Annotated in this window: 23 protein-coding genes; 19 read left to right on the top strand and 4 right to left on the bottom strand. The window is 38.8% G+C overall.

The window, feature by feature from the left end; genetic code table 11:
• Positions 1-77 precede the first annotated feature (77 nt).
• The 15 genes from EDC17_RS07210 to EDC17_RS07140 all read left to right on the top strand — a co-directional run bounded on the left by EDC17_RS07210 (position 78) and on the right by EDC17_RS07140 (position 14,020).
• The gene (locus EDC17_RS07210) at positions 78-632 is read left to right on the top strand and encodes a hypothetical protein (protein WP_132777422.1); all 555 of its coding nucleotides are present in this window, start codon (positions 78-80) and stop codon (positions 630-632) included.
• A 62-nt stretch (positions 633-694) separates the two neighbouring features.
• Positions 695-2,533, top strand: a complete 1,839-nt coding sequence (locus tag EDC17_RS07205) for an ABC transporter ATP-binding protein (RefSeq protein ID WP_132777421.1) — start codon at positions 695-697, stop codon at positions 2,531-2,533.
• Between the two features lie 103 nt (positions 2,534-2,636).
• Positions 2,637-3,011: a YtxH domain-containing protein gene (locus tag EDC17_RS07200; protein WP_132777420.1), complete on the top strand. Its 375-nt coding sequence runs from the start codon at positions 2,637-2,639 to the stop codon at positions 3,009-3,011.
• 52 nt (positions 3,012-3,063) lie between these two features.
• The gene (locus EDC17_RS07195) at positions 3,064-3,726 is read left to right on the top strand and encodes a heme exporter protein CcmB (protein ID WP_132777419.1); all 663 of its coding nucleotides are present in this window, start codon (positions 3,064-3,066) and stop codon (positions 3,724-3,726) included.
• A 15-nt stretch (positions 3,727-3,741) separates the two neighbouring features.
• Positions 3,742-4,407, top strand: a complete 666-nt coding sequence (ccsA, locus tag EDC17_RS07190; protein WP_132777418.1) for a cytochrome c biogenesis protein — start codon at positions 3,742-3,744, stop codon at positions 4,405-4,407.
• Between the two features lie 10 nt (positions 4,408-4,417).
• Complete coding sequence (locus EDC17_RS07185; RefSeq protein ID WP_132777417.1) at positions 4,418-4,624, top strand: CcmD family protein; 207 nt, start codon at positions 4,418-4,420, stop codon at positions 4,622-4,624.
• 25 nt (positions 4,625-4,649) lie between these two features.
• Positions 4,650-5,633, top strand: a complete 984-nt coding sequence (locus EDC17_RS07180; RefSeq protein WP_132777416.1) for a DUF6427 family protein — start codon at positions 4,650-4,652, stop codon at positions 5,631-5,633.
• Positions 5,634-5,832: 199 nt separating this feature from the next.
• Positions 5,833-7,110 (top strand): porin family protein, encoded by a 1,278-nt coding sequence (locus tag EDC17_RS07175; protein WP_132777456.1) that lies wholly within the window; start codon positions 5,833-5,835, stop codon positions 7,108-7,110.
• On the top strand, positions 7,103-7,714 hold the full coding sequence (gene lptC / locus EDC17_RS07170) for an LPS export ABC transporter periplasmic protein LptC (RefSeq protein ID WP_132777415.1): 612 nt from the start codon (positions 7,103-7,105) through the stop codon (positions 7,712-7,714). The genes EDC17_RS07175 and lptC overlap by 8 nt, the downstream gene beginning before the upstream one ends.
• Before the next feature lie 147 nt (positions 7,715-7,861).
• A complete protein-coding gene (locus EDC17_RS07165; protein WP_132777414.1) occupies positions 7,862-9,964 on the top strand; it encodes a peptidylprolyl isomerase in 2,103 nt (700 codons plus the stop codon).
• A 62-nt stretch (positions 9,965-10,026) separates the two neighbouring features.
• Positions 10,027-10,545 (top strand): DUF2480 family protein, encoded by a 519-nt coding sequence (locus EDC17_RS07160; RefSeq protein ID WP_132777413.1) that lies wholly within the window; start codon positions 10,027-10,029, stop codon positions 10,543-10,545.
• Between the two features lie 30 nt (positions 10,546-10,575).
• Positions 10,576-11,367 carry a DUF3108 domain-containing protein gene (locus EDC17_RS07155; protein ID WP_132777412.1) on the top strand — a complete coding sequence of 264 codons (792 nt, stop codon included), beginning with the start codon at positions 10,576-10,578 and terminating at the stop codon, positions 11,365-11,367.
• A gap of 6 nt (positions 11,368-11,373) precedes the next feature.
• Positions 11,374-11,937, top strand: a complete 564-nt coding sequence (locus tag EDC17_RS07150) for a DUF3109 family protein (RefSeq protein WP_132777411.1) — start codon at positions 11,374-11,376, stop codon at positions 11,935-11,937.
• Between the two features lie 57 nt (positions 11,938-11,994).
• Positions 11,995-12,966: a polyprenyl synthetase family protein gene (locus tag EDC17_RS07145; protein WP_132777410.1), complete on the top strand. Its 972-nt coding sequence runs from the start codon at positions 11,995-11,997 to the stop codon at positions 12,964-12,966.
• Between the two features lies 1 nt (position 12,967).
• Positions 12,968-14,020 (top strand): TerC family protein, encoded by a 1,053-nt coding sequence (locus tag EDC17_RS07140; protein ID WP_132777409.1) that lies wholly within the window; start codon positions 12,968-12,970, stop codon positions 14,018-14,020.
• A 354-nt stretch (positions 14,021-14,374) separates the two neighbouring features.
• On the opposite strand, the gene EDC17_RS07135 is transcribed toward EDC17_RS07140, so the two are convergent.
• From EDC17_RS07135 to tpx, 3 genes are all read right to left on the bottom strand, one after another.
• Positions 14,375-15,313 (bottom strand): hypothetical protein, encoded by a 939-nt coding sequence (locus EDC17_RS07135; RefSeq protein WP_132777408.1) that lies wholly within the window; start codon positions 15,311-15,313, stop codon positions 14,375-14,377.
• Between the two features lie 147 nt (positions 15,314-15,460).
• Positions 15,461-16,330, bottom strand: coding sequence for a hypothetical protein (locus EDC17_RS07130; RefSeq protein WP_132777407.1), 870 nt, complete (start codon positions 16,328-16,330; stop codon positions 15,461-15,463).
• A 77-nt stretch (positions 16,331-16,407) separates the two neighbouring features.
• Positions 16,408-16,905: a thiol peroxidase gene (tpx, locus tag EDC17_RS07125; RefSeq protein WP_132777406.1), complete on the bottom strand. Its 498-nt coding sequence runs from the start codon at positions 16,903-16,905 to the stop codon at positions 16,408-16,410.
• A gap of 127 nt (positions 16,906-17,032) precedes the next feature.
• Here tpx and EDC17_RS07120 point away from each other — a divergent pair, with 127 nt between their 5' ends.
• From EDC17_RS07120 to EDC17_RS07110, 3 genes are all read left to right on the top strand, one after another.
• Positions 17,033-18,253, top strand: coding sequence for an OmpP1/FadL family transporter (locus EDC17_RS07120; protein ID WP_132777405.1), 1,221 nt, complete (start codon positions 17,033-17,035; stop codon positions 18,251-18,253).
• A 5-nt stretch (positions 18,254-18,258) separates the two neighbouring features.
• Positions 18,259-19,563 (top strand): SGNH/GDSL hydrolase family protein, encoded by a 1,305-nt coding sequence (locus EDC17_RS07115; protein WP_132777404.1) that lies wholly within the window; start codon positions 18,259-18,261, stop codon positions 19,561-19,563.
• Positions 19,564-19,644: 81 nt separating this feature from the next.
• Positions 19,645-20,061: an OsmC family protein gene (locus EDC17_RS07110; protein ID WP_132777403.1), complete on the top strand. Its 417-nt coding sequence runs from the start codon at positions 19,645-19,647 to the stop codon at positions 20,059-20,061.
• An 89-nt stretch (positions 20,062-20,150) separates the two neighbouring features.
• Here the strand turns inward: EDC17_RS07110 and EDC17_RS07105 are convergent, their stop codons facing one another.
• Positions 20,151-21,197, bottom strand: a complete 1,047-nt coding sequence (locus EDC17_RS07105; protein ID WP_132777402.1) for a DUF2157 domain-containing protein — start codon at positions 21,195-21,197, stop codon at positions 20,151-20,153.
• Positions 21,198-21,332: 135 nt separating this feature from the next.
• Between EDC17_RS07105 and uvrA the strand changes: the two genes are divergently transcribed.
• Complete coding sequence (gene uvrA / locus EDC17_RS07100; protein ID WP_132777401.1) at positions 21,333-24,176, top strand: excinuclease ABC subunit UvrA; 2,844 nt, start codon at positions 21,333-21,335, stop codon at positions 24,174-24,176.
• Positions 24,177-24,226 lie beyond the last annotated feature (50 nt).

Here is a 24,226-nt window from a genome sequence, read left to right as displayed (position 1 = left end):
AGACATTTGCTACAACAGACTTATTTTAAACTTTAATACTCTTCTAAGGTCTATTCTCAAAGATAAGAATCACATACATGAAAAACTTCTTTCTCATTTTTTTTATTTCGGTAATATATTTAGTCAATTCTCCTACTCTACTTGCTCAATCTCCGCTAGACACAACTTCTTCTTTTGAAGACCAACGCCAACGCGTCAATCAATTACTCAATGAGCGGAATAGGAAATTTGGCGAATATGACGCCTCATTACAGCAAAAGACAGGGATTTTTGGACTTTTCAAATCAAAAAATGATATGCAAAAGTCTATTGATATTCTCAAACAGATTGTGCTCACCGACAACAATATATTTGTCGAAACACGGAGGCTGCTCGAGCTTAAGGACAGTGAAAGAGAACGTTTTGAACAATTGGCGGCAAGCTATGACAATCAAGTCACAGCCTACATGAAGACGATCTCCAAATTGCAGGCACACAACGAGGCATTGCAACAAAAAATAAACACCCTCGAGCAGGAAGATCATCAAGACAGTACTTACATATATCTCTTCATACTCTTCACGATTGCGCTACTTATAGGGATAATATATCTTTATTGGCTATTAAAACTCAAAAATGTGACGAAAGTCTGATGCCTCACATAGTGAATATATGTACATTTGTGCTCTAATAATATGCATAAAGTAGATTAGAGATGGCTAGACCAAGACTGAATAGTAGCGATGCGCATGGCGAAGAATTACCCAAACCCAAGATTAACAAAGAACTGGTAAAAAAAGCTTTAGAGATTTTCACTTACCTAAAGCCCTATAAAATAAAGTTTGCGACAGGAATGATATTTTTGGTGCTGTCTAGCTTGACAATGCTGACATTTCCGGCATTATTGGGGGCGATGATCGATGCAGCACAAGGCAAACAGACGTATACCTGGCTGAATCCAAGTGTGTATTACATCGGAATCCTGTCGTTGAGCATCTTATTATTCCAATCCGTGATGTCTTTCTTCCGCATTCGATTATTTGTAGAAATAGCCGAAAAAGCACTCGCCAATCTACGAAGAGATTCATACCTGAAACTAATCACGCTTCCTGTTGATTTTTTTGCCAATCGTAGAGTCGGAGAACTCAACAGCCGCTTATCGGCCGATCTATCGCAGATCCAAGATACCCTGACTACTACGCTAGCCGAAATTATAAGACAAACTCTGAGTCTATCTATTGGTGTACTCCTTTTGGTTTGGGTGTCACCGAAGCTGGCTTTAATGAATCTGAGCATATTACCCATCTTGGTCGTTACAGCGATATTTTTCGGAAGATTTATACGTAATCTATCGCGGCAGACGCAAGATCAACTCGCTGATTCCAACAGTATCGTGCAAGAAACTTTGTTGGGCATCACCAATGTCAAAGCTTTTGTCAATGAATACTACGAAGCACAGCGATATGGCAAAAAATTAGATAATGTAGTGAAATTAGCCATCAAAGGAGCTACATTTCGCGGTTTATTCGCCTCTTTTATCATATTCTGTATCTTCGGCGCCGTGATCGCTGTCATCTGGTATGGCGCTTCATTGGTAGCCGCTGGCGAGATCACTGTAGGAGATCTAACTACTTACATTTTGTATTCCATGTTTGTGGCGGGATCTATGGGGAGCTTCCCCGAATTGTACGCCGGTATACAACGTGCACTGGGCGCGAGTGAAAGGGTGATTGAGATTTTGAACGAAAGCACCGAAGCTATAAAAGTTGACGAAACGAATAAAGAGATCACAAAACCTATAGCCGGAAAACTTACTTTTTCGGACGTACGATTTGCATACCCGACCCGACCTGATATAGATATTCTCAAAAACATATCGTTTACGGCGCGTTCCGGTGAAAAAATTGCCATAGTAGGGCCAAGTGGCGCAGGTAAATCAACCATCGCGTCGCTCATATTGCAATTTTACAAACCCACGAGTGGTCACATCTACTACGATGATGTGGAATCTTCCAAATATCCATTGACCGATATCCGTAATCAAGTGGCTATCGTACCGCAGGATGTGTTGCTATTCGGCGGAACCATTCGAGAAAATATTAATTACGGTAGATTGGGTGCTGAACCTGATGCTATTATTGAAGCGGCACGACGTGCGAATGCGCATGAATTTATTACGGGCTTTCCGGAAGGCTATGACACCGTCGTAGGTGAACGAGGTGTAAAACTTTCAGGCGGTCAGCGCCAGCGCATTGCGATAGCACGTGCCTTGCTTAAAGACCCTGCAATACTTATCCTCGATGAAGCAACTTCAGCTCTGGATTCGGAATCCGAACGTCTCGTGCAGGAAGCATTGGAAGAACTAATGAAGAACAGAACTTCCATTATCATTGCGCATCGCCTTTCGACAATCAAAAACGCGGATAATATCGTTGTAGTTGAAGGTGGAACGGTAGCGGAATTCGGAAATCATGAAGAATTATTAGCTAAAGGCTCAGGACTTTATCATCATCTATATAGCTTACAGACCTCCAAGCGCGTGCTAGAAAGTTAAATAAAAGTTAATCCGATTTTCTCAAAACTTTTTGGAATGATACTTGTTTTATTAAAACACTAATTAAGTAGTCATTTATATATACAATAAAAATTTCAATATTATGAAAAATAAAAACGGATTAGTAGCATTTGCATTATTAGGTCTTGCGGTAGGTACAGCTGCTTATTATTTGTTAGCAACAGAAGATGGCAAAAAAACTTTAGATAGAGCGAATTGCGGTATAAAAGACTTAACAAAATCAATTAAGGATCTTTCAAAAAAAGAATCTAAAAAGGCTTCCAAATTTGCAGAAAGAGCAAAAGAAGAATTAGAAAGACTAACTTCTAAAGCTAAAGATGCCGGTAAAAATATCTTGGACAGAACTTCAGACAAAGCGTCTACTTGGGCGGATAAAGCATCTGATGCAGCGCAAGGCGTAGGCAATAAAGCGGAAGACATTCTCGATCAAGCAAAATCAGATATTTCAAAAGCTTAGATAGCAGCTTAGCTAATTAGCTTCTCTCAAAAAATGTGTATCTTTGTCGGACATGAATCTTTTGAGAGAAGTCAAGACTTTAGTCCTTAAAGATCTGATCTTAGAGTGGCGGTCCAAACATGCTATCAATAGCATGTTTCTATATGTAATATCTACAGTTTTTGTTTGTTATCAAGCATTCAAAACTGTAGATGATACATTAATGTGGAATGCTCTATTTTGGATTATCCTTCTCTTTGCATCGATTAATGCAATCAGCCGTTCATTTGTACAGGAGAGCCAATACAGACAATTGTATTACTACTCCATTACCGGTCCAAAGGCTATTATACTCTCCAAAATCATCTACAATACCATATTGATGGTATTCTTGTCAGTGATTGCTTACCTTACCTATTCTGTAATTTTCAAAAACCCTGTTGGCGATTTATTATTGTACTTCGTTGCTGTGCTACTCGGAAGCATTAGCTTTGCGACCGTATTCACTATGGTGTCCGGCATCAGTTCCAAGACAGGTAATAATAGCACGATCATGGCCATATTGGCTTTCCCTGTAATCATACCTTTGTTAATCGTCCTTATCAAGCTGTCAAACAATGCGCTGCAAGGTTTAGACAGAGGAATAAGTATAGGCGAAATTGCTGTTTTACTCGCAATTAATGTTATTACTGTTACTATTTCTTTATTGTTATTTCCTTACCTTTGGAGGGATTAAATTTTTGCATAAAATATGAGAAAAAATTGGTGGAAAATCCTAGCGGCCTGTCTGGTTAGTGCGTCTGTAGTCGCGGGTTTTATCGGTCCTGTTCCCGAGCTTCATATTCTTAATGAGTCCATTCGAAATGTTTATTTTCATGTACCTATGTGGTTCTCGATGCTCATTTTATACCTTATTTCGGTAATCTATAGTGTCAAATACCTAAATAGCGGCGATATCAAGCACGATATTATGGCAGTAGAAGCTGTGAATACGGGTATTATATTCTGCTTTTTCGGATTATTGACAGGCATGCAATGGGCCAATATTACATGGGGAGAACCATGGCCCAATGACCCTAAACTGAATGGCTCGGCTATAGCAACGTTAATGTATCTCGCTTATTTGGTACTCCGTAATGCGCTAGATGAAGAACAAAAACGTGCAAAAATATCCGCGGTATACAATATTTTTGCTTTCCCTATTATGGTGGTATTGCTTTATATATTACCAAAATTGACCGACTCTTTACATCCTGGAAGTGGTGGTAACTCTACTTTTGGAGAGTTAGATATGGATAATTATATGCGTCCGGTCTTTTACTCCGCTGTAGTGGGTTGGATACTTACTGGAGCCTGGGTGTGTACCATACGCTACAGACTACGTCTATTAGAAAACAAATCAAACAAAATTCAATAATTATTTGGTGATGAAAAAAATCAGCCTTGCATTAGCATTCCTACTAATCGCTGTTTGTACTGCATTTGCTCAAGATAATACTGTCGAGATGGCAACAGCCTTAAGAAGCTCTGGCAAAATATGGGTAGTAGTAGGTGTTATATTGACTATCGTAATTGGGATGTATATCTATTTATTTACGATTGACAAAAGAGTAAAGAAATTAGAAGATCGTTAAAACTTAGTCTGCACAATATTGCACTATGATTATTAATCAGCACAGAAAATTCACTCCTATAAACATCTTTTGGGTATGCTTGATTGGCACTCTATTGTGTTCAGGAGCTTTTCTGCATTTGCCCGAAGAGCTTACACCGCTCTTCTTAGAGCCTGCTGTTAATAATCTTTTTAACATCAATTTCGGAACGGATCTACAACCGCATTCCAATGTCTTGATTACCTTGATTCTGACGCTGCTCCAAGCTTTCTTTTTGAACAGAATCATCAATCACTTCAACTTTTTGGGGAAGCCGACCTTTCTTACAGCATTGCTGTTTATGAGTTTGGTCAGTGTGTTTTTACCTTTCTTGGTACTATCGCCCACATTGATATGCAATTTCATTACGATATGGATGATCGACAAGCTGTTCAATATTTATAAACAAGCTGATGTCAAAATATTGATGTTTGATCTGGGAATGATCGTGGCGTTGGGTAGTTTGATATACTTTCCGTTTATCGTTATGCTACTTTTGCTGTGGATAGCCCTTATCATTTTTCGACCGTTCATCTGGAGAGAATGGGTGACGCCAGTATTGGGTTTTAGCTTGGTCTATTTCTTATTGGGCGTAATATATTATTGGAGAGACCGATGGGATGAGTTTTTGGAAATATTCAAACCCTTTGCGAATCCCTTACCGACGGGTCTGCACGTAGATTATCATGATTACTTCGTAGTAATCCCGATTCTGGTTGCGCTGCTGTTATTCCTATTGGTGTTGAAAGATCAATATTTTAGGAGTATTGTCCACTTACGCAAGTCCTTTCAGTTGCTATTTTACATGTTGCTATTGATTATCGGATCCTTTTACCTGAATACGAAGATTACGATCAATCATTTTTTACTTTGTGCACCACCATTAGCCATTTATTTGGCCTATTATTTTGCTTATGCAAAGGTAAAATGGTTGTACGAAAGTATTTATATCATTATTATTGGAACAATTATATATTTTCAGTTCACTTAAAACATTAAGAGACAAATGATTAACCTTTTTTAACAAAATAGAATAAGGTATTCATTTAAAAATAAATAGTTTTGTATCTGATAAAAGTTAATATTATTATTGACCTACAGTATAAAAAGAACAATCCTTCTTAGGGGATATTATAAAATGTATGTATAGACAGTCGAATATATTGAGTGCCCACAAAGCGATAAAAATAATGTTTGGAGCAGTGTTAATACTATCTGCTACCATGGCTACCGCTCAAGAGACCACTTCACATTCGCCTTATTCCAAATTCGGAATAGGACAGATACGTGAAGATTTATTACCACAGACACGATCAATGGGCGGAATATCCACAGGTGTGAGGTATCAAGCTGGATTGCCTATTCTAAATATTGCCAACCCTGCTAGTTATTCGGGGTTAAACCGCACTATCCTCGAAGCAGGTCTATATGGAAATATATCCCAATTGGCAAAAGGTGCTGCTCAGGACAATACCGCTGACTTTGCATTTTCACATTTCGGATTTGGATTTTCGGTAGCGCGCAATCACGGTATAGCTTTTGGATTAATGCCTTATTCGGATTTAGGATACAACAGTTCCGAAATGCGTACTATGGGGAATATTACCACACGCCAATCGATTACCGGTGAAGGCGGTGTTAATAAAGCTTTTGTAGGCTACGGCTTCTCTCCTTTCAAAGGATTTAGTATCGGAGCTAACGCAGGCTTTCTTTTTGGTGAACTAAAAGACAATCAAACGGTTACTTTCCCTTATGATATGAGCGCGTTGAATGCAAAAAGTCAAGTGACGCGACTAATTAGAGGCGTTAATGTAGATTACGGGGCTCAATATTCTTTCGCACTAAGCAGAAAGCACAATATGACGATTGGATATTCGGGAGCATTGAATAATACGGTCAAAGAGAGAACCTCGCAGCTGATCACAAGAAGCCAACCTTCGCTAGATCCTGATTTGGAAAACGTAGCACTGGATTCTCTTCCTCAAATTGCTGCTGGTACACGCCATCTCAATCTTCCGATGAAGCATAATGTCGGCGTGACAATCTCTCAAGGATATGACTGGATGGTCGGTGCTGACTTCAAATATGCAGATTGGTCGGGTTTCCAAACTCGTGCAGGCGAACCGTCATTGGGTAAAAACTATGGCATAGCAGTCGGTGGACAATTCAAACCTGATGCTACATCCAACAAGTATCTGGACATCATTGACTATAGACTAGGATTTAGATACAATCAAGGACATATCTATACGAATAATACACGTATCAATGATATGGCGGTAACGGTAGGTCTAGGCTTACCTCTTCCGGAAACGAATTTCGGACGTACATCTTCGCGCATTAATATTTCGGCAGAGATTGGTCAACAAGGTACTTTACAGAACAATCTTGTGCGAGAAAGATATATCAATATTAATATAGGCTTCAATATCAATGACCTTTGGTTCCAAAGAAGAAGTTATGATTAATAAACTGATCACTAAGAATTTAGCATCCCTATTAGCCTATAGCATAATAGGGATTTTGCTATTTACGGCCTGCGAAAATGAGATGAAGGATATCAATGCGATTGAAAATATCCAACAAGAAGAGGCCGTGGATATCTACAAAGATGTAAAAATCATATATAGCGACTCGGCCATCGTCAAAGCGCAACTCACAGGGCCGGAATTGAAAATCTACCACGACACTACCGCAGGAAGAAATAACAATTACGAATTCGAAAAAGGATTGCAGATTATCTTCTACGATGCGGATGGCAAGGAAACCCAACGTATACGTTCGGACTATGGTCTACAACGCGCGAAAGAAGGAATTACGGAGTTTCGGAAAAATGTGGTTATAAATATGGCGGACGGCTCCGTGATCAAATCCGAAGAGATTTTTTACGATGAAAATCAAAAAATCTATTACAATACGGTGCCTATCACGATGGATTTCAAAGATGCGCGCGGAAGCCTGCAAGCCACCTCATTCAAGTCCGACACGGATTTTAGAAATATTCAAGGCGAGAATATGACAGGCTTTATCATACCGTCTGGCGAGAGTCAGATACCATCTTTTGGTCAATAAAGCTTGGTATAACAAAAAACTTAAAAAGATGTTTTGAATTAGCATATTATTTATATGCTTTTTTTTTATAAAAATTGTATCTTGCGCCTTGTTTTAAAAGAAACTCAATTAAATAACTAAAGAACACATAAATACAAATTACGGAATATGGGATTAATGGGTAATTTGCGTAATCGTGCGGGATTAGTAATCTTCGTTATCGGTTTAGCAATTGTTGCATTCTTATTAGGAGACATTATTCAATCAGGAACTCCTTTCTGGTTAAAGAAACAAAATGAAGTAGGTAATATCAATGGTACATCTATTGACTATCAGTACTTCAATGCGTTAGTGGATCAAACATCTAATAACTACCAACAACAAATGGGTGGAGCCGAAACTCCTCAGATCAAGAATTTTGCAGTGCAACAAGTATGGAACCAATTGGTATCGCAAGAACTCTTGAATGCAGAAATTGAAAAATTAGGTATTACTATTGGTAAAAAAGAATTAAACGATTTGATCTCAGGACCTAATCCTGCGCAACAAATTATTCAAGCCTTTACAAATCCTCAAACCGGACAATTTGATAGAGCATACTTGGCACAAGTAATCACTGAAGCTAAGTCTAATCCACAACTTGCTCAACAATGGGAAAGCATGTTGGAGCAATTGCGTTCGCAAAGATTAGCTGAAAAATACTCTAATCTTGTTGGATCGTCCGTATATGTTACAGCATTAGAAGCACAAGATGAATACACTGCTAAAAACAAATTAGCAAACTTCAAATATGTCTTGTTAGACTATTCTTCTGTAAACGATGCAGACATCAAACTTACAGATGCAGACTACAAAGAATATTACGATAAAAACAAAAACTTATTCAAAAACGAAGAAGAAACACGTTCTGTTGAATATATCTTGGTCAATGCAAAACCAACGAAACAAGATTCAGCAGCGACATTAGCGGCGATTCAAACTTTAAAAACTGAACTTATAGCATCGACAAATGATTCATCATTCGTGGCTATTCACTCAGACAATAAAGCGCCAGTGACTTATTACAAAAAAGGTCAACTAAGCCCTGCGTTAGATTCAGTAGTTTTCAATGTGCCTACTGGTACTACAGTTGGACCATTTGCATCTGAAGGACATTACGAAATAGCAAAAGTATTGGATGCGAAATTCAGTGCCGATTCTGTTAAAGCGAGACACATCTTATTGAATGCAGCAGCTGAAGGTGGAATTGAAAAAGCGAAAGTAAAAGCAGATTCTATTAAAGGATTAATTGCCAAAGGCGAAAAATTCGAAACATTAGCGATTGAATTCAGCCAAGATCAAGCAAGCAAAGTTAACGGTGGTGACCTGGGTACCTTCACAAGAGGTCAAATGGTAGGTCCGTTTGAAGAGGCTGCTTTCAATGGTAAACCAGGAGATGTACTGGTGGTAGAATCACAATTTGGTGTACACGTATTGAATATTGAAAAACATATCGGTAACTCCAAAATTGTTAAACTTGCTATTGTAGACAAAGCTATCACAGCAGGTAAAGAAACGACTGATGCAGCTTATACAAAAGCAAACAACATTCTTTCTGAGATCGACAGCAAAAACTTTGCAGAGGTCGCTAAAAAGAACAATTTGAATGCAGAAAAAGCAGCGAGCTTACGTCCAATGGACAACACATTAAATGGCGTTGAAATCCCGAGAGAATTAGTAAGATGGGCATTCGACGCGAAAGCTGGTGATGTTTCTGAATCAGCTTTTGAGACCAACGATTATTTTATCATAGCTAAGGTAACAGGCGTCAATCCAAAAGGCCCACAACCATTAGAGGCTATCAAGTCTGACATCGAATTGGGTGTGAAGAATATGGTAAAAGCGCGTATGTTGAAAGAGAAAATGAATAATGCACTTAACGGTGCTTCTTCAATTGATCAGGTAGCACAAAAACTAGGCAAACAAGCAATCAACGTAGAGAACATTGTACTTGCTAATCCAGTAATCCCTGGTGTAGCATTTGAAAGCTCGGTTATCGGTTCGGTGTTTGGTTTACCATTGAACAAACCTTCTAAATCTATCGAAGGTGCGCAAGGGGTATATGCAGTCCAAGTTACAAGCTTTGTCAATCCTAAAGAAATGGTAGAATCAGAGCGCAAAGCCCAACAAAAGCAAATGTTGTCCGCAAAACAACAACGTACCTGGGGTGCTGTATTCAAAGCCTTAATGGATATCGCTGATATAGATGACAATCGTATTAGATTTTATTAAGATATTATAATTATTTTTATAGCCGAACACTAGCTGTTCGGCTTTTTTTGTTTTAATACGATATGGAAATTCAAGAAAACATAGTCAACAAAGTAGCGCAAAGCGGTCTTATTACCATTGATTTAGCCAAATATGCAATCAATCAGGAAGACATTATTATATATGATATCAAGGACAATCTTTTTCATGGACTTATTTTGAGAGAGAAAGACTTTCGTGATTTTATCAAAGAACACGATTGGTCCGCATATCAAGACAAACATATTGGAATTACATGTTCCGCTGACGCCATAGTACCCACATGGGCATATATGCTATTGGCAAATAAATTTTCTATGGTTGCCAAGTCGGTTACTTTTGGAATTCAAGACGATGTAGTCCGTGAACAATTCACCCTGGCTATACACGCAATTGACTATTCGGCTTATCAAGATCAGCGCATCGTAGTCAAAGGCTGTGGTGATATTTACATTCCTGAAAGTGCCTTTGTCACCTTCACCTCCAAACTTTCGCAATTCGCCAAAAGCATTATGTATGGTGAGCCATGCTCCACAGTACCTGTATTTAAGCGCAAAAGTTAAACTATTCACTTTGCAACACGTCATATTTATATGAAAAAATTTTATATAGCTTTAGTCCTGTTATTCATTGGGATTGTTCCCAACATGGCACAGACCCTACCCTATCTGAAAGAACCGACATTCAAAGAAGGTGAAAAATTATCTTACCGCCTGAAGTATGGTATTTTGTCTGCGGCGAACGGGGTACTGTCTGTCAACAAGTCTAAACTACAATTCAGCAATAAAAATGTATTTCATTTAAGTGCGTTTGGTCAGACCTCGTCCGGTTTCTCGATTTTTTATACCGTAAAAAATAAATACGATTCGTACATCGACGGCACGACTTATCAACCGTATCTGTACACAGAAGATATCCGTGAGAATAATTATACCCGCAAAGAATATGCGACGTTTGATCATAGAAATCATTCAGTAAAGGGAGCTAAGGGCACATTCAAGAGCCCTACTTCGCAGCTATTTGATTTAGTGTCAGCTTATTACTTCTCCCGCAACCTAGATTTAGCCTCACTCAAATCCGGCGATTCATTCAAGATTCCTTATTTCCTGAATGACGAAGTTGCCGAGCTAAAAGTAACCTATGTGGGTACCGAAAAGATTAAAACTTCCCTAGGCACATTGGAATGTATTAAGTTAAATCCAGAAATTAAACCTGGACGAATTTTTAAAAAGGATAGTAAGTTATATCTTTGGGTCACCAATGATGGGAATCGTATCCCCGTGAAAGCTCAAGTGGATATCATAATTGGTTCAGTAACTATGGAATTAACTAAAGCCGAAGGACTGAAATACGATTTAGGAAAAAAAGTAAGTTATTCAAAATAATAGGCAATGATCGAGGTTGGCAATGTGCTCGTGCATGAAGATTTAATCACTAATGATTTCGTGTGTAATCTTACAAAATGTAAAGGTATCTGTTGTGTAGAAGGGGATGCAGGTGCACCGCTAAGACAATCAGAAAAAGCTATATTGGAAGAAATATATCCAAAGGTGAAACATCTGATGACAGAAAAAGGAATAGAAGCTGTAGAAAACTACGGCACAAGTGTCATTGATGCGGATGGCGACCTGACCACGACCTGTGTAGATGGCAATAAAGAATGTGCCTACGTGACCTGGGAGAATGGCATTACGAAGTGTGCGATTGAGAAAGCTTACGAACTAGGTGAAGTAGATTGGAAAAAACCGATATCATGTCACCTCTACCCGATACGTACGACTCACTACCCTGAGTTTGACGTCTTGCATTACGACCGTTGGCATATCTGCCATGACGCATGTACCTTTGGCAAAGAATTGAAGGTTCCTGTGTATAAATTCCTAAAAGACCCTCTAATACGTGAATATGGGGCAGAATGGTATGCTGAACTGGAAAGATCGGTAGACGCTATCTGATGTATTTTTACTATATTTATTCCTTATAATTGATGCTTATTGGTACGTCCATTTTTCATGCGAAGTTTAAAAGAAATACAAAAACCCATAGCCACAGAAATCGCTGCTTTCGAACGAAAGTTTAAGCAATCCATGCAAAGTTCAGTTCCATTACTGGATATAATAACTCAATATCTATACAAACAAAAGGGTAAACAAATGCGCCCTATGTTTGTTTTTTTCTCAGCAGGTCTTTGTGGTTCAATAAATGAATCGACATATCGCGGCGCCTCTTTGGTAGAATTGCTACATACTGCATCCCTGGTGCATGATGATGTAGTAGACAATGCCAATGAGCGTAGAGGATTATTTTCGGTGAATGCGCTATGGAAAAACAAAGTTGCAGTCCTGGTGGGCGATTTTTTGCTCGCAAAAGGATTGCTGCTATCTGTAAACAACAATGAGCACAAGCTTTTGAAGATAGTATCTCATGCAGTGGAGCAGATGAGTGAAGGCGAATTACTGCAGATTGAAAAAGCACGAAAGCTGGATATTAAAGAAGATATCTACTATGAGATCATTCGCAAAAAAACGGCTTCCTTGATAGCTTCATGTTGCGCTTCTGGCGCATGTTCGGCGGGTGCAAGTGATGAAATCGTGGAAAAAATGCGTTTGTTTGGCGAAAAAATAGGTCTAGCCTTTCAGATTAAAGATGATTTATTTGACTTTGGCTTGGATGATGTCGGTAAGCCGGTAGGCAATGACATCAAAGAGAAAAAAATGACTTTGCCTTTGATATATGCCCTTAATGAAACGACAAGTTCTCAAAAAAGGAATATGATCAAATTGGTAAAAAACCATAATGAAAACCCTGAAAAGGTAGCTGAAGTAATAGAATTCGTACGAAGCAGCGGCGGCTTAGCGTATGCTACCAATAAGATGCTGCAATATCAGCAAGAGGCATTTGACATCCTCGCTGAATTTCCGGACAACGAATACAAAAATGGGCTTCTAGCACTAGTAAAATTTACAACAGAACGTAATAAATAAGATGAGTCACGAACTAATGTTTTTTGGAGGATTTATAATATTCATAATCCTCATGCTTGCTATCGATTTAGGGTTGTTTAGCAAAAGTGATAAGCCTGTCAGCTTAAAGGTTGCTGCGATTATGTCAGTAATTTGGGTGTCCTTCGCCTTGGGCTTTGGGGCCATTCTTTATTTTTGGGGTAATGAGCTTCATAATGTACATGATTTCGGCCACCTTCGCGAGATCATCAGCAAGCATCTACATGATGTAAAAATAGTAGAGAACGACTTGGCTGCCAGTATACAAGCCTATAATAAAGCCCTTACATTGGAATATTTGACGGGTTATGTCGTTGAGTATGCCTTATCTATTGACAATATCTTCGTCATGGTATTGCTATTTACTTCGTTTGGTATTCCAGAAAAGTATTACCATAAGGTATTGGTATGGGGTATCATCGGTGCTATCCTAATGCGTTGTATATTTATTTTTATCGGTGCAGCGTTGATCGCTAAGTTCGGATGGATATTGTACGTTTTCGGTGCATTCTTGGTGTATACCGGTGTAATGATGTATATCAACCGCAACCAAGAGGAAGAAGTAGATCCACAAAATCATCCGGTCGTGAAGTTCGCTTCGAAGTATTTCAAAGTAACACATAAACTAGATAGCGGTAAATTTTTCGTTGTAGAAAATGGCGTAAAATATGTAACACCATTATTCTTAGTATTATTAGTTATTGAGTTTACAGATTTAATCTTTGCTGTAGATTCTATTCCAGCAATATTTTCGGTGACTAAAGATCCATACATTGTATTTTTCTCAAATATTTTCGCGGTATTAGGCTTAAGATCGATGTTCTTCTTATTGGTAAATATTATCGACAAATTCCACTATTTGAAAGTCGGACTGGCCTTCCTATTGGTATTTATCGGAGCGAAAATGCTTTTACATAGCTACCTTAAAGAATGGGGATTCACCACTTCTCATTCTCTAATTATTATCGTTGGTATATTAGCAATAAGTGTCATTGCCTCACTTATGTTTCCGAAAAAGAAAGATTATACCACGTAGAAACAAAATATTATAAATAGTACCAAAAGGGATATGATGAATTCATATCCCTTTTCTTTTACCCGGTATATTATCGATTCGGTACATTATCTACAAGGTCAGAATTATAAAATCCCTCTCCTCTATTGGTATTAATCGTACTTTCTTACAAAAGACCTAGGGAAATTTATTTTACTCCACCTATGATTAATCTATTCCTCCTGGGAGAATTACAACAGATAGGTTCGCTTAACATATGATATTGTAGGACTTAGTATCACATATAAATCTCAAAAAAGTAAGAGAGCCTTCTAGTGATTAGAAGGCTCTCTTAATAAAACGTATAAAGTGTGCTTATTTATCTTAATAACTTTTCTATTTCAGTACTACGCTAGACCGTCCCATGATCGCATTATCAGCATATAATAATACGGTATAAGCGCCTTTCTTAAGCTTATGGTTATCACTCCATAACAGTTGATACTCTTCACCATTATTGGTGAAATTTATATTCTCTTTGAATGTATACTGTAATTTATCGCCATGTACATAGAATACATCGTTACTTGCCGCGATAAGATTACCTTGTGGATCTATCACACGTGCATATATTTCTTTTCTGCCTTTTTTGGCAAGTGGATTATCTACAATGGTAAACTTGATCTGTAATTTATCGGCGCGTTTGGCTCTGGTTTCTATTTCCAAATTGCCATTCTTTTTCTGTTCTACACCATTTATGACGATATTGGACACTTTGAGCGACGCTGCGATCATCACTTTTTCATTTAGTGCCGAATTATCATTAGTCAATTTTTCTACGGTCGTAATTTTTTCACGTACTGTTCCTTGGAGTTCGACATTCTCTCGTTTCAGCATTTCGTTCTGAATCTTGAGATCGTTCACTTCATTCAACAACTTAGAGACGTTGTTTTTCAATGTCTCAACCTGTGTATTCGCTATTTGGATTTGGCTATCAGAAACATTATTTTCTTCTAATGCGGACCGCAAATCAGCAATTATTTGACGCGCATTCTGTTGCTGCTGCACGACTTCTGCAGGTAAATCTTGAATATTCTGACGGTCTATATTGTCAAGTTCCGCTTCTATTCTATCAATCTCAATTTGCAGCTTTTCCTTCTGAAGGGTTAGGGTATATAGCTTCTCGCCGGACGATTTATATTTCACATAGAAATAGACATTCGTGGCTAGCAAGGCAATAATAGCTACCATAAAGAAATAAATCTTAGATCTGTCTTTATTCGTCTTTATTTCGTTTTCAGACTTATTAATTACTTCAGCTACTTTTTCTGCCATAATCCTGCTCCCTAGTTACTCGTACTATTTTGTATTTCATAGATGAACAACTACATCAAAAACTATTCCAAAGTAACTTAAGCCTTTATATTTTCACCGCAATTAACTCAACTACCCCACCACACCATTCAATAAATTAAATATCAATTACTTAAGCACTTTCTTATGGGTTAATCTTTTTAGCCAATCTATTAACGAATCATTAATTTCATATGAATCTGATGTTTTGACAGGAGAGGTAAAATTATCAGATAACTGTTCGTGCAAAGTGTCATTAATTTTGACAACAGTATTGCCTAAGCGAATATGGGTGCTTTCGACCAGCAATTCATTTTCGTAATCAACAATTATACCTCGCTCTTGCGGTCCACGTCCACAGAATTCGAGTTCTGCTCCGACGACCTCAAAGACTACTTTGATTACGTCGCGGAGTTGCAAGCTGTAATATTGTTGGAGTTTTTCAAACTCCATATCTTCAAAATTGCTTGATAGCGGAAGATTATCCTGTGAGGATATCCACAAGGGCACATCTAAAGAATTAACGAGAAGATAGCGGTTTGATGATTTTAAATAGGCTATTATTGCGTCAATAATATGCTCCATTTCTATATCGGTACAATAATATCCGGGAGTTTGAATCACTTCGATTCCCTGATTCTGCGCATAGCCAATTAAAGATACCCGTCCATCATCCACACCTTGAATTGGGCTTTTATCCAACTCCGATGAAAACAACTTATTCAATACTAATTTTGGAGGGGGAATAAAAATTTTTTGAGGTTGATGAGGAAAAATAATAGCGTTATAGTTGCTTAAACAATCGCCAGAAAATTCATGTATTTCGAATAGATTTTTATCCTTGACAATAGATCCATAAAGGGATGAATTGGCAGATGGTTCGCTTAAAAGTAAATGTACTTTTAGACCTTTGCCGATGAGTTCCTGTGTCAAAAATAATCCGATAGATGTGCCTGAATCATAAACTAAAACGGAAGGTTGGGCGTCTGAGAATTGCATGCTGCAATATTATAATTAATTACACAAAAAAGTGCTAAGAATGGTGACAAATCCACCATAGCTTAGCACCTTTGGTATTATAACATCTCTAAAGCAGCCTCATAATTAGGCTCTTCGGTAACTTCTTTAACTTGCTCCGTATAGACAACTTTTCCCGCATCATCTATCACGATCACAGCACGACTTAATAATCCTTCCAAAGGACCATCGGCAAATCGAACTCCATAAGCTTCTGAAAATGAAGAATCTTTATATTCCGACAAAGAATGCACATTCTCAATTCCATTAGCTGAACAGAATCTGCTTTGCGCAAAAGGTAAATCTCTAGAAATACATAATACGACGGTATTGTCCAAAGATGAAGCAATTTCATTGAATGTACGTACAGAAGCTGCACATGTACCTGTATCCACACTAGGGAAAATATTAAGGATTATTCTTTTTCCTTTAAAATCTTTTATAGACTTTTGCGACAAATCACTTGCTGTCAACGAAAAATCCGGAGCCTGTTCTCCTACTATCGGAAGTGAACCATTTGTACTAACAGGTGTTCCTTTAAATGTTACTTGACTCATAATAATAATATATTTTGATTGTTAAGTTAATCATTTACATTAATCAAAAAAAGTCAAAATATTATTTTATTTATAAAAAAAATACTATGTTAGCATATTATTTTTATCAAAGCTAACCTCACGTCATATGAGAAAACTACTTTTTGCCCTCTTGCTGGCAAGTCCCACACTAACATTTGCCCAAGGTTCACAAGTGAACACCCAAGGCATTAGAGCGCTAGGTATGTCTGGTGCAGGATCAGCATTATTTGTCGATGAGACCAGTATATTTTACAACCCTGGTGCCCTAGTGAAATCAGCTAATAATGCGATATCTGTAGGCGCTTCGGCGGTAATGTATAGATCTGCATTCCAAGAAATCAACAGCAATGTGCAGCACAACACCAAATTTCAAATCTCTCCACCCTTTTCTATTTTTGCTTCTTTCGGACCAAAAAACAGCTGGTGGAAAGCTGGTATTGGTGTCTATACACCTTTCGGGGGTGCGGTAGATTGGGGTACAGAATGGCCAGGTAGATTCGAACTGAACCATTTAGCATTACGTGCCATCTATATTCAGCCTACATTAAGTTTCAAACTGACCGAAAACTTTGGTATTGGTGGTGGTTTTGTGTACAACATCGGTACAGTAGACCTATCGCGTTCGATTCCAGTATTTGATCAAAATGGTAATCCAGGAAGAGCGGAATTAAGTGGTATGGGTACAGGAATGGGGTTCAATATAGGTGCTCACTATCATCTAGAAGACGAGTTTGCAATCTCATTAAGCTACCGTTCGCATGTACGCACGAAGCTTGAAGATGGAGACGCTGAATTCACAGTGCCTGCTGCCGTAGCTGCTTCATTCCCTTCGACCAAGTTTTCTGCAGAATTACCACTTCCTTCGTCATTTAACATCGGAATTTCATTGCCGCTGAATGAAAAGTTAGACTTAGCGGGTGACGCGACATTTATAGGCTATAGTATTTACAAAAAATTAGTTTTTGATTACGAAGACAATACTCCTGTACTTGCGGACACGGAGCAAACTAAAAAATATGAAAATGCTTTATCAGGTAAAGTAGGATTAAACTACACGGCCAACGATAAATTAGCTTTACGTACTGGTATTGGTTATGTATACACACCTGTACGCAGTCAATATGTATATGCCGAAACACCAGATAATAATCGTATAATGGGCTCTGTCGGTTTCACTTACACCCTATCTGACAAATTTGACTTATCGGGAGCTTACACCTTCCAACGCATCATGGAAAGAACTACAACAAACGTAGAGACCCGCATGAGCGGTACTTATAAGACAAATATTCATGCTCCAGGCATTTCTTTAACCTATAAATGGTAATTACGATGAAAACTTTTCAAAAAAATATAAAATTATATCTAGGTATAGCTACAATGGCAGTATTTGCTGCTTCATGTAAACCAGAGATATCTCGAGAATTCGCACCTGCCACCCAAAATGTGGATTTTTCTAAATACATCGCTGTCGGCAATTCATTGACAGCTGGATTTGCGGATGGTGGATTATACCTGGAAGGTCAGCAAGTGGCTTTTCCAAATCTTATTGCTGAGAAAATGAAAACACATGGAGGTGGAGAATTTGCAACACCATTTTTCAGTGAAGCACAATCAAATGGCTCGGGCTATATACGTCTGAAAGCTTTAGAAAATGGCAGACCTGTAACGGAATCTGTAACAGATAAACTAGCTTATACCGCCGCAGGCGTTTTGGCTAAATACACTGGAGAAATCAATAATTTCGGTATTCCGGGTATGCGTTTAGATCACTCTGGAGTAGGATTAGTAAGTGCTGGAAACATGTATTTCTCACGCTTATTGCCTGATGGAGAGGTAGGCCGAAAAAGCTACCAGGAATTCGTAGGTAACAGAGACCATACATTCTTTTCATTTTGGTTAGGTAACAATGATGTATTGGGGTATGCGACAAATGGCGCAGTAAATGATAGCCCAACTGGAACAACAGTATTGACAGCAGTGAATACATTCCGCGCGGTTTATACACAATTTATCACTCAATTGACTGCAAAAGGACAAAAAGGTGTGGTAGCAACAATACCTGATGTAACGGCTATTCCTTTTTTCACGACAGTAACCCGTAGAGCATTATTAGATGCGGCATCTGCAGCTGCAGGGACCACGATTAATGATCTATACATTGCTACTAAAACAGGTCCGCGCGCTGCTACGGATAACGATATGTTCGTGTTGCCGTTCTCTTCATTAGCATCTACCTTGTTAGGCAAACCTAATGCAGGAATGATACCTTACGGTTTCCACCCCTTAAATCCAATTGAAGATAAGTATGTATTAGATATTCAAGAAGCTTCTGCAATCAAAACACACATTACTGATTTGAATAATGTGATAAAGGATATTGCGAACCAAAAGAATTTAGCGGTCGCAGATGCGAATAGCTTATTGACAAGATTGAAGACAGGGATGATCTTTAATGGTATCGGTGTTTCGTCGGCATTTATTTCAGGTAATGCATTTTCATTGGATGGTATCCACTTGACTCCTATGGGAAATGCAATCATGGCTAATTTAGTGATTGATTCAATCAACGCAAAATATGGCACAAAACTAGAAAAAGTTGACATTTCGAATTATAGAGGTGTAAAAATGCCTTAATCATTTTTGCATCAAAAAATAAGAAAAGGTCGCGTATACATGCGACCTTTTCTTATTTTAGTACATATTTAGATATACGATATGAAAGTTTCATTACAACGCATAAATAACGCCGTTCACTTTGAGGCATCAAGTGAACTATCCGACGTAAAAGTTAATATCGATGGCTCTGAAGCTATCGGCGGAGAAGGTAAAGGGGTAAGACCTATGGAATTGGTGCTTATGGCATTGGGCTCATGCAGCGTTTTCGATCTGACCACAATACTTCAAAAGCAGCGTCAAGACATTCAAGACATACAGGTTGAAGTGGCCGGAGAAAGAAGAGACGAGATACCTAATGTTTTCACCAAGATTCACATTAGCTTCTCATTAAAAGGTAATATTGACGAGATTAAAGCTCAAAAAGCAGCTGAGTTGGCTGTAAAAAAATACTGTTCGGTCCACGATATGTTAGCTGCAGGTGGTATTGATATTACCTACAGCATTAAGATCAACTAAAAACTGCTGAGTAAGTTGACTCAAAACAAAGCCATCCAATCTATACCGATTGGATGGCTTTATTAATTATTAAAGAATACCTGAGGCATTCAGACTCTAGCCTTGTTCTTCCATATTTTTTCGGACCATCTGCCGACCACCCAAAATGATACAGCCAGTATCAGGAAAAAGATTGTCCGATTAATATTATCCCATAAATATTCCACAAACCGGGTATATAAATTGAGCAGAAAGAACACAAAGCCGATATCGCGCAGCACATTATCCTTACGCTTCAATCCATAGATAGCTAGACCCAACGATAATAGTATAGCCAAAATACCCCAATACAATATCTCATACTGCCGGATTTGTGTCCAAGCGTCAAAGTCACTGTAATTTCCAAAAATGGACAAGCACCATAATGCAATCATGCTATACAGTAAGCCGATGACAACACTGGTCGACTTAAAAGGTTTAAGCGAATTAAACTTAGGCTGTACGAAAACCGCACACAGGGTCAATATTATCCCAAAAATTGTAAATCGCAATGGATAATTCATGCCCCAAAATTTCCAGCCCCAATCACTGCGATAAGCGGTTTCTGTAGCAAACCAAATAGCCAGGGCCACCAACGTAAAAACCCAGATTAGCTTGGATTGCAATTTGACCGACAACAGTCCATATATGACAATGGAAAGAAAAAACAGCAGAGAAAAGAAATAATTATCCCGATCTAATATCTGACCTAAGAATCCGATGCAGGCTGCAGTAGCGAAAGATCCGGCCAACATTAAGGTCTCGTTGGAAAAAGCCTTCTCCGGATAAAGTTTTTTATTGCGAAAGCCCCAATAGTAAAACAATACGGCTATGCCTGCGAAAAACAAACAAAACACCACATTCGGAGTCGCGTAAAATTGCTGCACAAACTTTTCTAAAGTATTGTCCGCAAACAAGGATACCACAGAAAAAATCAAGGACACCAACGCCACCCAAAATGCATAGCGAGCCAATACTTTCCATTCAAAACTTCGCTCATCAATAGTTGATTTTAGCTCAGTAGCTTTTTCATTTTCTAATAACTGGTTTTCACGCCAAAAATCAAGCGCATGCTCAACGATTTCCTTCTCTTGACGGTTCAAATCTAACTTTTTCAAAGTCTGTTTTTTTAAGTAGGATTAATAAATATTCATCATATTAATATAATATTCCGTAACAACAACCAAGCCATCTGTAGCAATTCCGCTTAATAATCAGTAACTTTGCAAGTTCTAAAATTTTTAAATGCCAATATGTCAAAATCAAAAGTAGTAGATTTAGGGGATCAAAGTGAAGTAGAAGTATTTGGTGCTCGTGTTCATAACCTAAAAAACATTGATGTTTCCTTTCCTCGTAATGAACTGGTTGTCATTACAGGACTGAGTGGCTCAGGCAAATCTTCGTTAGCTTTTGATACCATCTATGCTGAAGGGCAACGTCGCTACATGGAGACATTTTCGGCGTACAGCCGTCAGTTTTTAGGTGGCTTAGAAAGACCAGATGTGGACAAAATTGCGGGGTTGAGCCCTGTAATTTCGATCGAACAAAAAACTACAAATAAAAACCCTCGTTCGACCGTCGGCACTATCACTGAAATTTACGACTTTCTCCGCCTTCTATATGCTCGCGCCAGCGACGCCTACTCGTATGTCACTGGAAAACGCATGCAACGCATGTCCGAAGAACAAATTGTAGACCGCATACTTTCGGATTTCAAAGACGAAGGCATTAATATTTTAGCTCCCGTAGTAAAAGGTCGTAAAGGACATTACCGCGAATTGTTTGAACAAATCCGCAAGCAAGGCTATTCCAAAGTGCGTGTCGATGGCGAAGTTTTGGATTTAGTGCCCAAGATGCAGGTCGATCGATACAAAATCCACGACATCGAAATTGTAATCGATAGACTTAGAGCGTCTCAAGACGACAAAAAGCGACTCTACACATCGGTACTCCAAGCGATGAAAGCATCCAAAGGCATTATCAAAATTGTAGACCGTGATAACACCAAGGAACAGTTTTTTAGCAAGTATCTCATGGATGCCGAATCGGGTATTTCCTATGATGAACCACAACCCAATACTTTTTCATTCAATTCACCATATGGCGCATGTCCAAAATGCGATGGGTTGGGATATATATTCGAAATTGACAAGAATATTGTTATTCCCGACAAAAAGCTGAGCATCCAAAAAGGTGCGATTGTACCATTAGGCGCATTGAAGGAAAGCTGGAATAGCGCGATAATCCGAGCTGCGGCGAAACGATTCGAAATTTCGCTGACGAATCCTGTGGAAAAACTAACCGAAGAACAGATTGATACACTCTTATTCGGTGGCGAAGAAGCTATAACGTTGAACGTATCCTATGGCTCCTACGGTGCTCGAGAATATAAGGTGACCTTTTCGGGAATTTTCAAGATGCTCGAAGAGCAAAACGGCAAGTATTCGGATGATGCTCCTGCACTCGAAGAATTTCGTACGCAGGTTGTATGTCCCACATGTCAAGGCGATAGACTTCGGCAAGAATCTTTGCACTTCAAAATTGCCGACAAAAATATTGCGCAATTAGCAACAATGGATATTTCGGTATTAGCCGACTGGCTAGCGAATGTAGAGGACAAAATGGATGAAAGGCAAAAAACGATAGCCATTGAGATCTTAAAAGAGATCCGAACACGCCTTGGCTTTCTCCTTGATGTGGGATTGAATTACCTTACTTTAAATCGTTCATCCAAAACCTTGTCGGGTGGTGAAGCGCAACGCATTCGACTTGCGACACAGATCGGTTCACAGCTGGTCAATGTATTGTACATCTTAGACGAACCAAGTATAGGTCTGCACCAACGGGACAATGAGCGCCTGATTAATTCCTTGAAGAATCTACGCGACATTGGAAACTCTGTTCTCGTGGTCGAACATGACAAAGACATGATCCTCAATGCAGACTATGTCATAGATATGGGCCCTGCAGCAGGAATCCACGGTGGTACTGTAGTAGCACAAGGCACACCGAAAGATATTCTCAAAGCCAATTCACTGACGGCTACTTATATGAATGGTAAAAAAGAAGTTGCCATTCCAAAAGAAAGAAGAAAAGGTAACGGTCATGTGTTGTCTCTGCAAGGGGCTACGGGCAACAACCTTCAAAATGTGTCGGTAGACTTCCCACTCGGGAAGCTCATATTGGTGACAGGGGTTTCAGGTTCTGGTAAATCCAGCTTGATCACAGGTACGCTGTATCCGATTCTTAATAAATACTTTTTTCGCGCCAAAGCTGCTCCTATGCCTTACAAAAGCATAGAAGGTTTGAAGCACATTGACAAAGTGATCGAAATTGATCAAAGTCCCATCGGTAGAACACCACGCTCAAATCCTTCGACCTATACTGGCGTATTTTCGGACATCCGTACATTGTATGTACAGCTCCCGGAAGCAAAAATCCGTGGTTATAAACCCGGACAATTCTCTTTTAATGTGAAAGGCGGAAGATGCGAAACCTGTCAGGGTGCTGGGATGAAAATCATTGAAATGAACTTCTTGCCCGATGTGCAAGTACCATGTGAATCCTGTAATGGAAAGCGCTACAACCGCGAAACTCTAGAGGTGCGTTATAAAGGTAAATCCATTTCGGATGTGTTGGACATGAGTATAAATGAAGCGGTAGATTTCTTCGAACATATTCCTTCGATTTACCGTAAAATAAAGACTTTACAAGATGTTGGTTTAGGTTATTTAACACTAGGACAATCTTCTACGACTCTATCGGGAGGTGAAGCGCAACGCGTGAAATTAGCTACAGAACTTTCGAAAAAAGACACAGGAAATACGTTTTACATTTTGGACGAGCCAACGACAGGCTTGCATTTTGAGGACGTCAATGTATTATTGGGTGTAATTAATCGTCTGGTCGACCGAGGCAATACAGTATTGATTATCGAACACAATTTGGATGTAGTCAAAACTGCCGATTGGATCATTGATATGGGACCAGAGGGCGGTCGTGGCGGTGGACAACTATTATTTGCAGGACCTCCGGAAGAACTGTTAAAAGTCAAAAATTCGGAAACCGCTCGATTCTTAAAACATGAGATGAAATAAAATAAAAAAGCTCCATTTGAAAAATTCAAATGGAGCTTTTTTATACTATA

It is taken from the genome of Sphingobacterium alimentarium (assembly GCF_004342685.1).
In the GTDB taxonomy this organism is placed as follows: domain Bacteria; phylum Bacteroidota; class Bacteroidia; order Sphingobacteriales; family Sphingobacteriaceae; genus Sphingobacterium; species Sphingobacterium alimentarium.
This window is presented reverse-complemented; position numbering and strand designations above follow the sequence as displayed.

Bases quoted from the DNA above. Each gene is read 5' to 3' on its own strand.
- EDC17_RS07185 (WP_132777417.1), top strand. From the start codon at position 4,418: ATGAAAAAAATCAGCCTTGCATTAGCATTCCTACTAATCGCTGTTTGT.
- EDC17_RS07115 (WP_132777404.1), top strand. From the start codon at position 18,259: ATGAAAACTTTTCAAAAAAATATAAAATTATATCTAGGTATAGCTACA.
- EDC17_RS07140 (WP_132777409.1), top strand. From the start codon at position 12,968: ATGAGTCACGAACTAATGTTTTTTGGAGGATTTATAATATTCATAATC.
- EDC17_RS07150 (WP_132777411.1), top strand. From the start codon at position 11,374: ATGATCGAGGTTGGCAATGTGCTCGTGCATGAAGATTTAATCACTAAT.
- EDC17_RS07195 (WP_132777419.1), top strand. From the start codon at position 3,064: ATGAATCTTTTGAGAGAAGTCAAGACTTTAGTCCTTAAAGATCTGATC.
- EDC17_RS07205 (WP_132777421.1), top strand. From the start codon at position 695: ATGGCTAGACCAAGACTGAATAGTAGCGATGCGCATGGCGAAGAATTA.
- EDC17_RS07130 (WP_132777407.1), bottom strand. From the start codon at position 16,330: ATGCAATTCTCAGACGCCCAACCTTCCGTTTTAGTTTATGATTCAGGC.
- EDC17_RS07210 (WP_132777422.1), top strand. From the start codon at position 78: ATGAAAAACTTCTTTCTCATTTTTTTTATTTCGGTAATATATTTAGTC.
- EDC17_RS07180 (WP_132777416.1), top strand. From the start codon at position 4,650: ATGATTATTAATCAGCACAGAAAATTCACTCCTATAAACATCTTTTGG.
- EDC17_RS07135 (WP_132777408.1), bottom strand. From the start codon at position 15,313: ATGGCAGAAAAAGTAGCTGAAGTAATTAATAAGTCTGAAAACGAAATA.
- EDC17_RS07145 (WP_132777410.1), top strand. From the start codon at position 11,995: ATGCGAAGTTTAAAAGAAATACAAAAACCCATAGCCACAGAAATCGCT.
- EDC17_RS07175 (WP_132777456.1), top strand. From the start codon at position 5,833: ATGTTTGGAGCAGTGTTAATACTATCTGCTACCATGGCTACCGCTCAA.
- EDC17_RS07120 (WP_132777405.1), top strand. From the start codon at position 17,033: ATGAGAAAACTACTTTTTGCCCTCTTGCTGGCAAGTCCCACACTAACA.
- EDC17_RS07155 (WP_132777412.1), top strand. From the start codon at position 10,576: ATGAAAAAATTTTATATAGCTTTAGTCCTGTTATTCATTGGGATTGTT.
- EDC17_RS07165 (WP_132777414.1), top strand. From the start codon at position 7,862: ATGGGATTAATGGGTAATTTGCGTAATCGTGCGGGATTAGTAATCTTC.
- EDC17_RS07200 (WP_132777420.1), top strand. From the start codon at position 2,637: ATGAAAAATAAAAACGGATTAGTAGCATTTGCATTATTAGGTCTTGCG.
- lptC (WP_132777415.1), top strand. From the start codon at position 7,103: ATGATTAATAAACTGATCACTAAGAATTTAGCATCCCTATTAGCCTAT.
- ccsA (WP_132777418.1), top strand. From the start codon at position 3,742: ATGAGAAAAAATTGGTGGAAAATCCTAGCGGCCTGTCTGGTTAGTGCG.
- EDC17_RS07110 (WP_132777403.1), top strand. From the start codon at position 19,645: ATGAAAGTTTCATTACAACGCATAAATAACGCCGTTCACTTTGAGGCA.
- uvrA (WP_132777401.1), top strand. From the start codon at position 21,333: ATGTCAAAATCAAAAGTAGTAGATTTAGGGGATCAAAGTGAAGTAGAA.
- tpx (WP_132777406.1), bottom strand. From the start codon at position 16,905: ATGAGTCAAGTAACATTTAAAGGAACACCTGTTAGTACAAATGGTTCA.
- EDC17_RS07160 (WP_132777413.1), top strand. From the start codon at position 10,027: ATGGAAATTCAAGAAAACATAGTCAACAAAGTAGCGCAAAGCGGTCTT.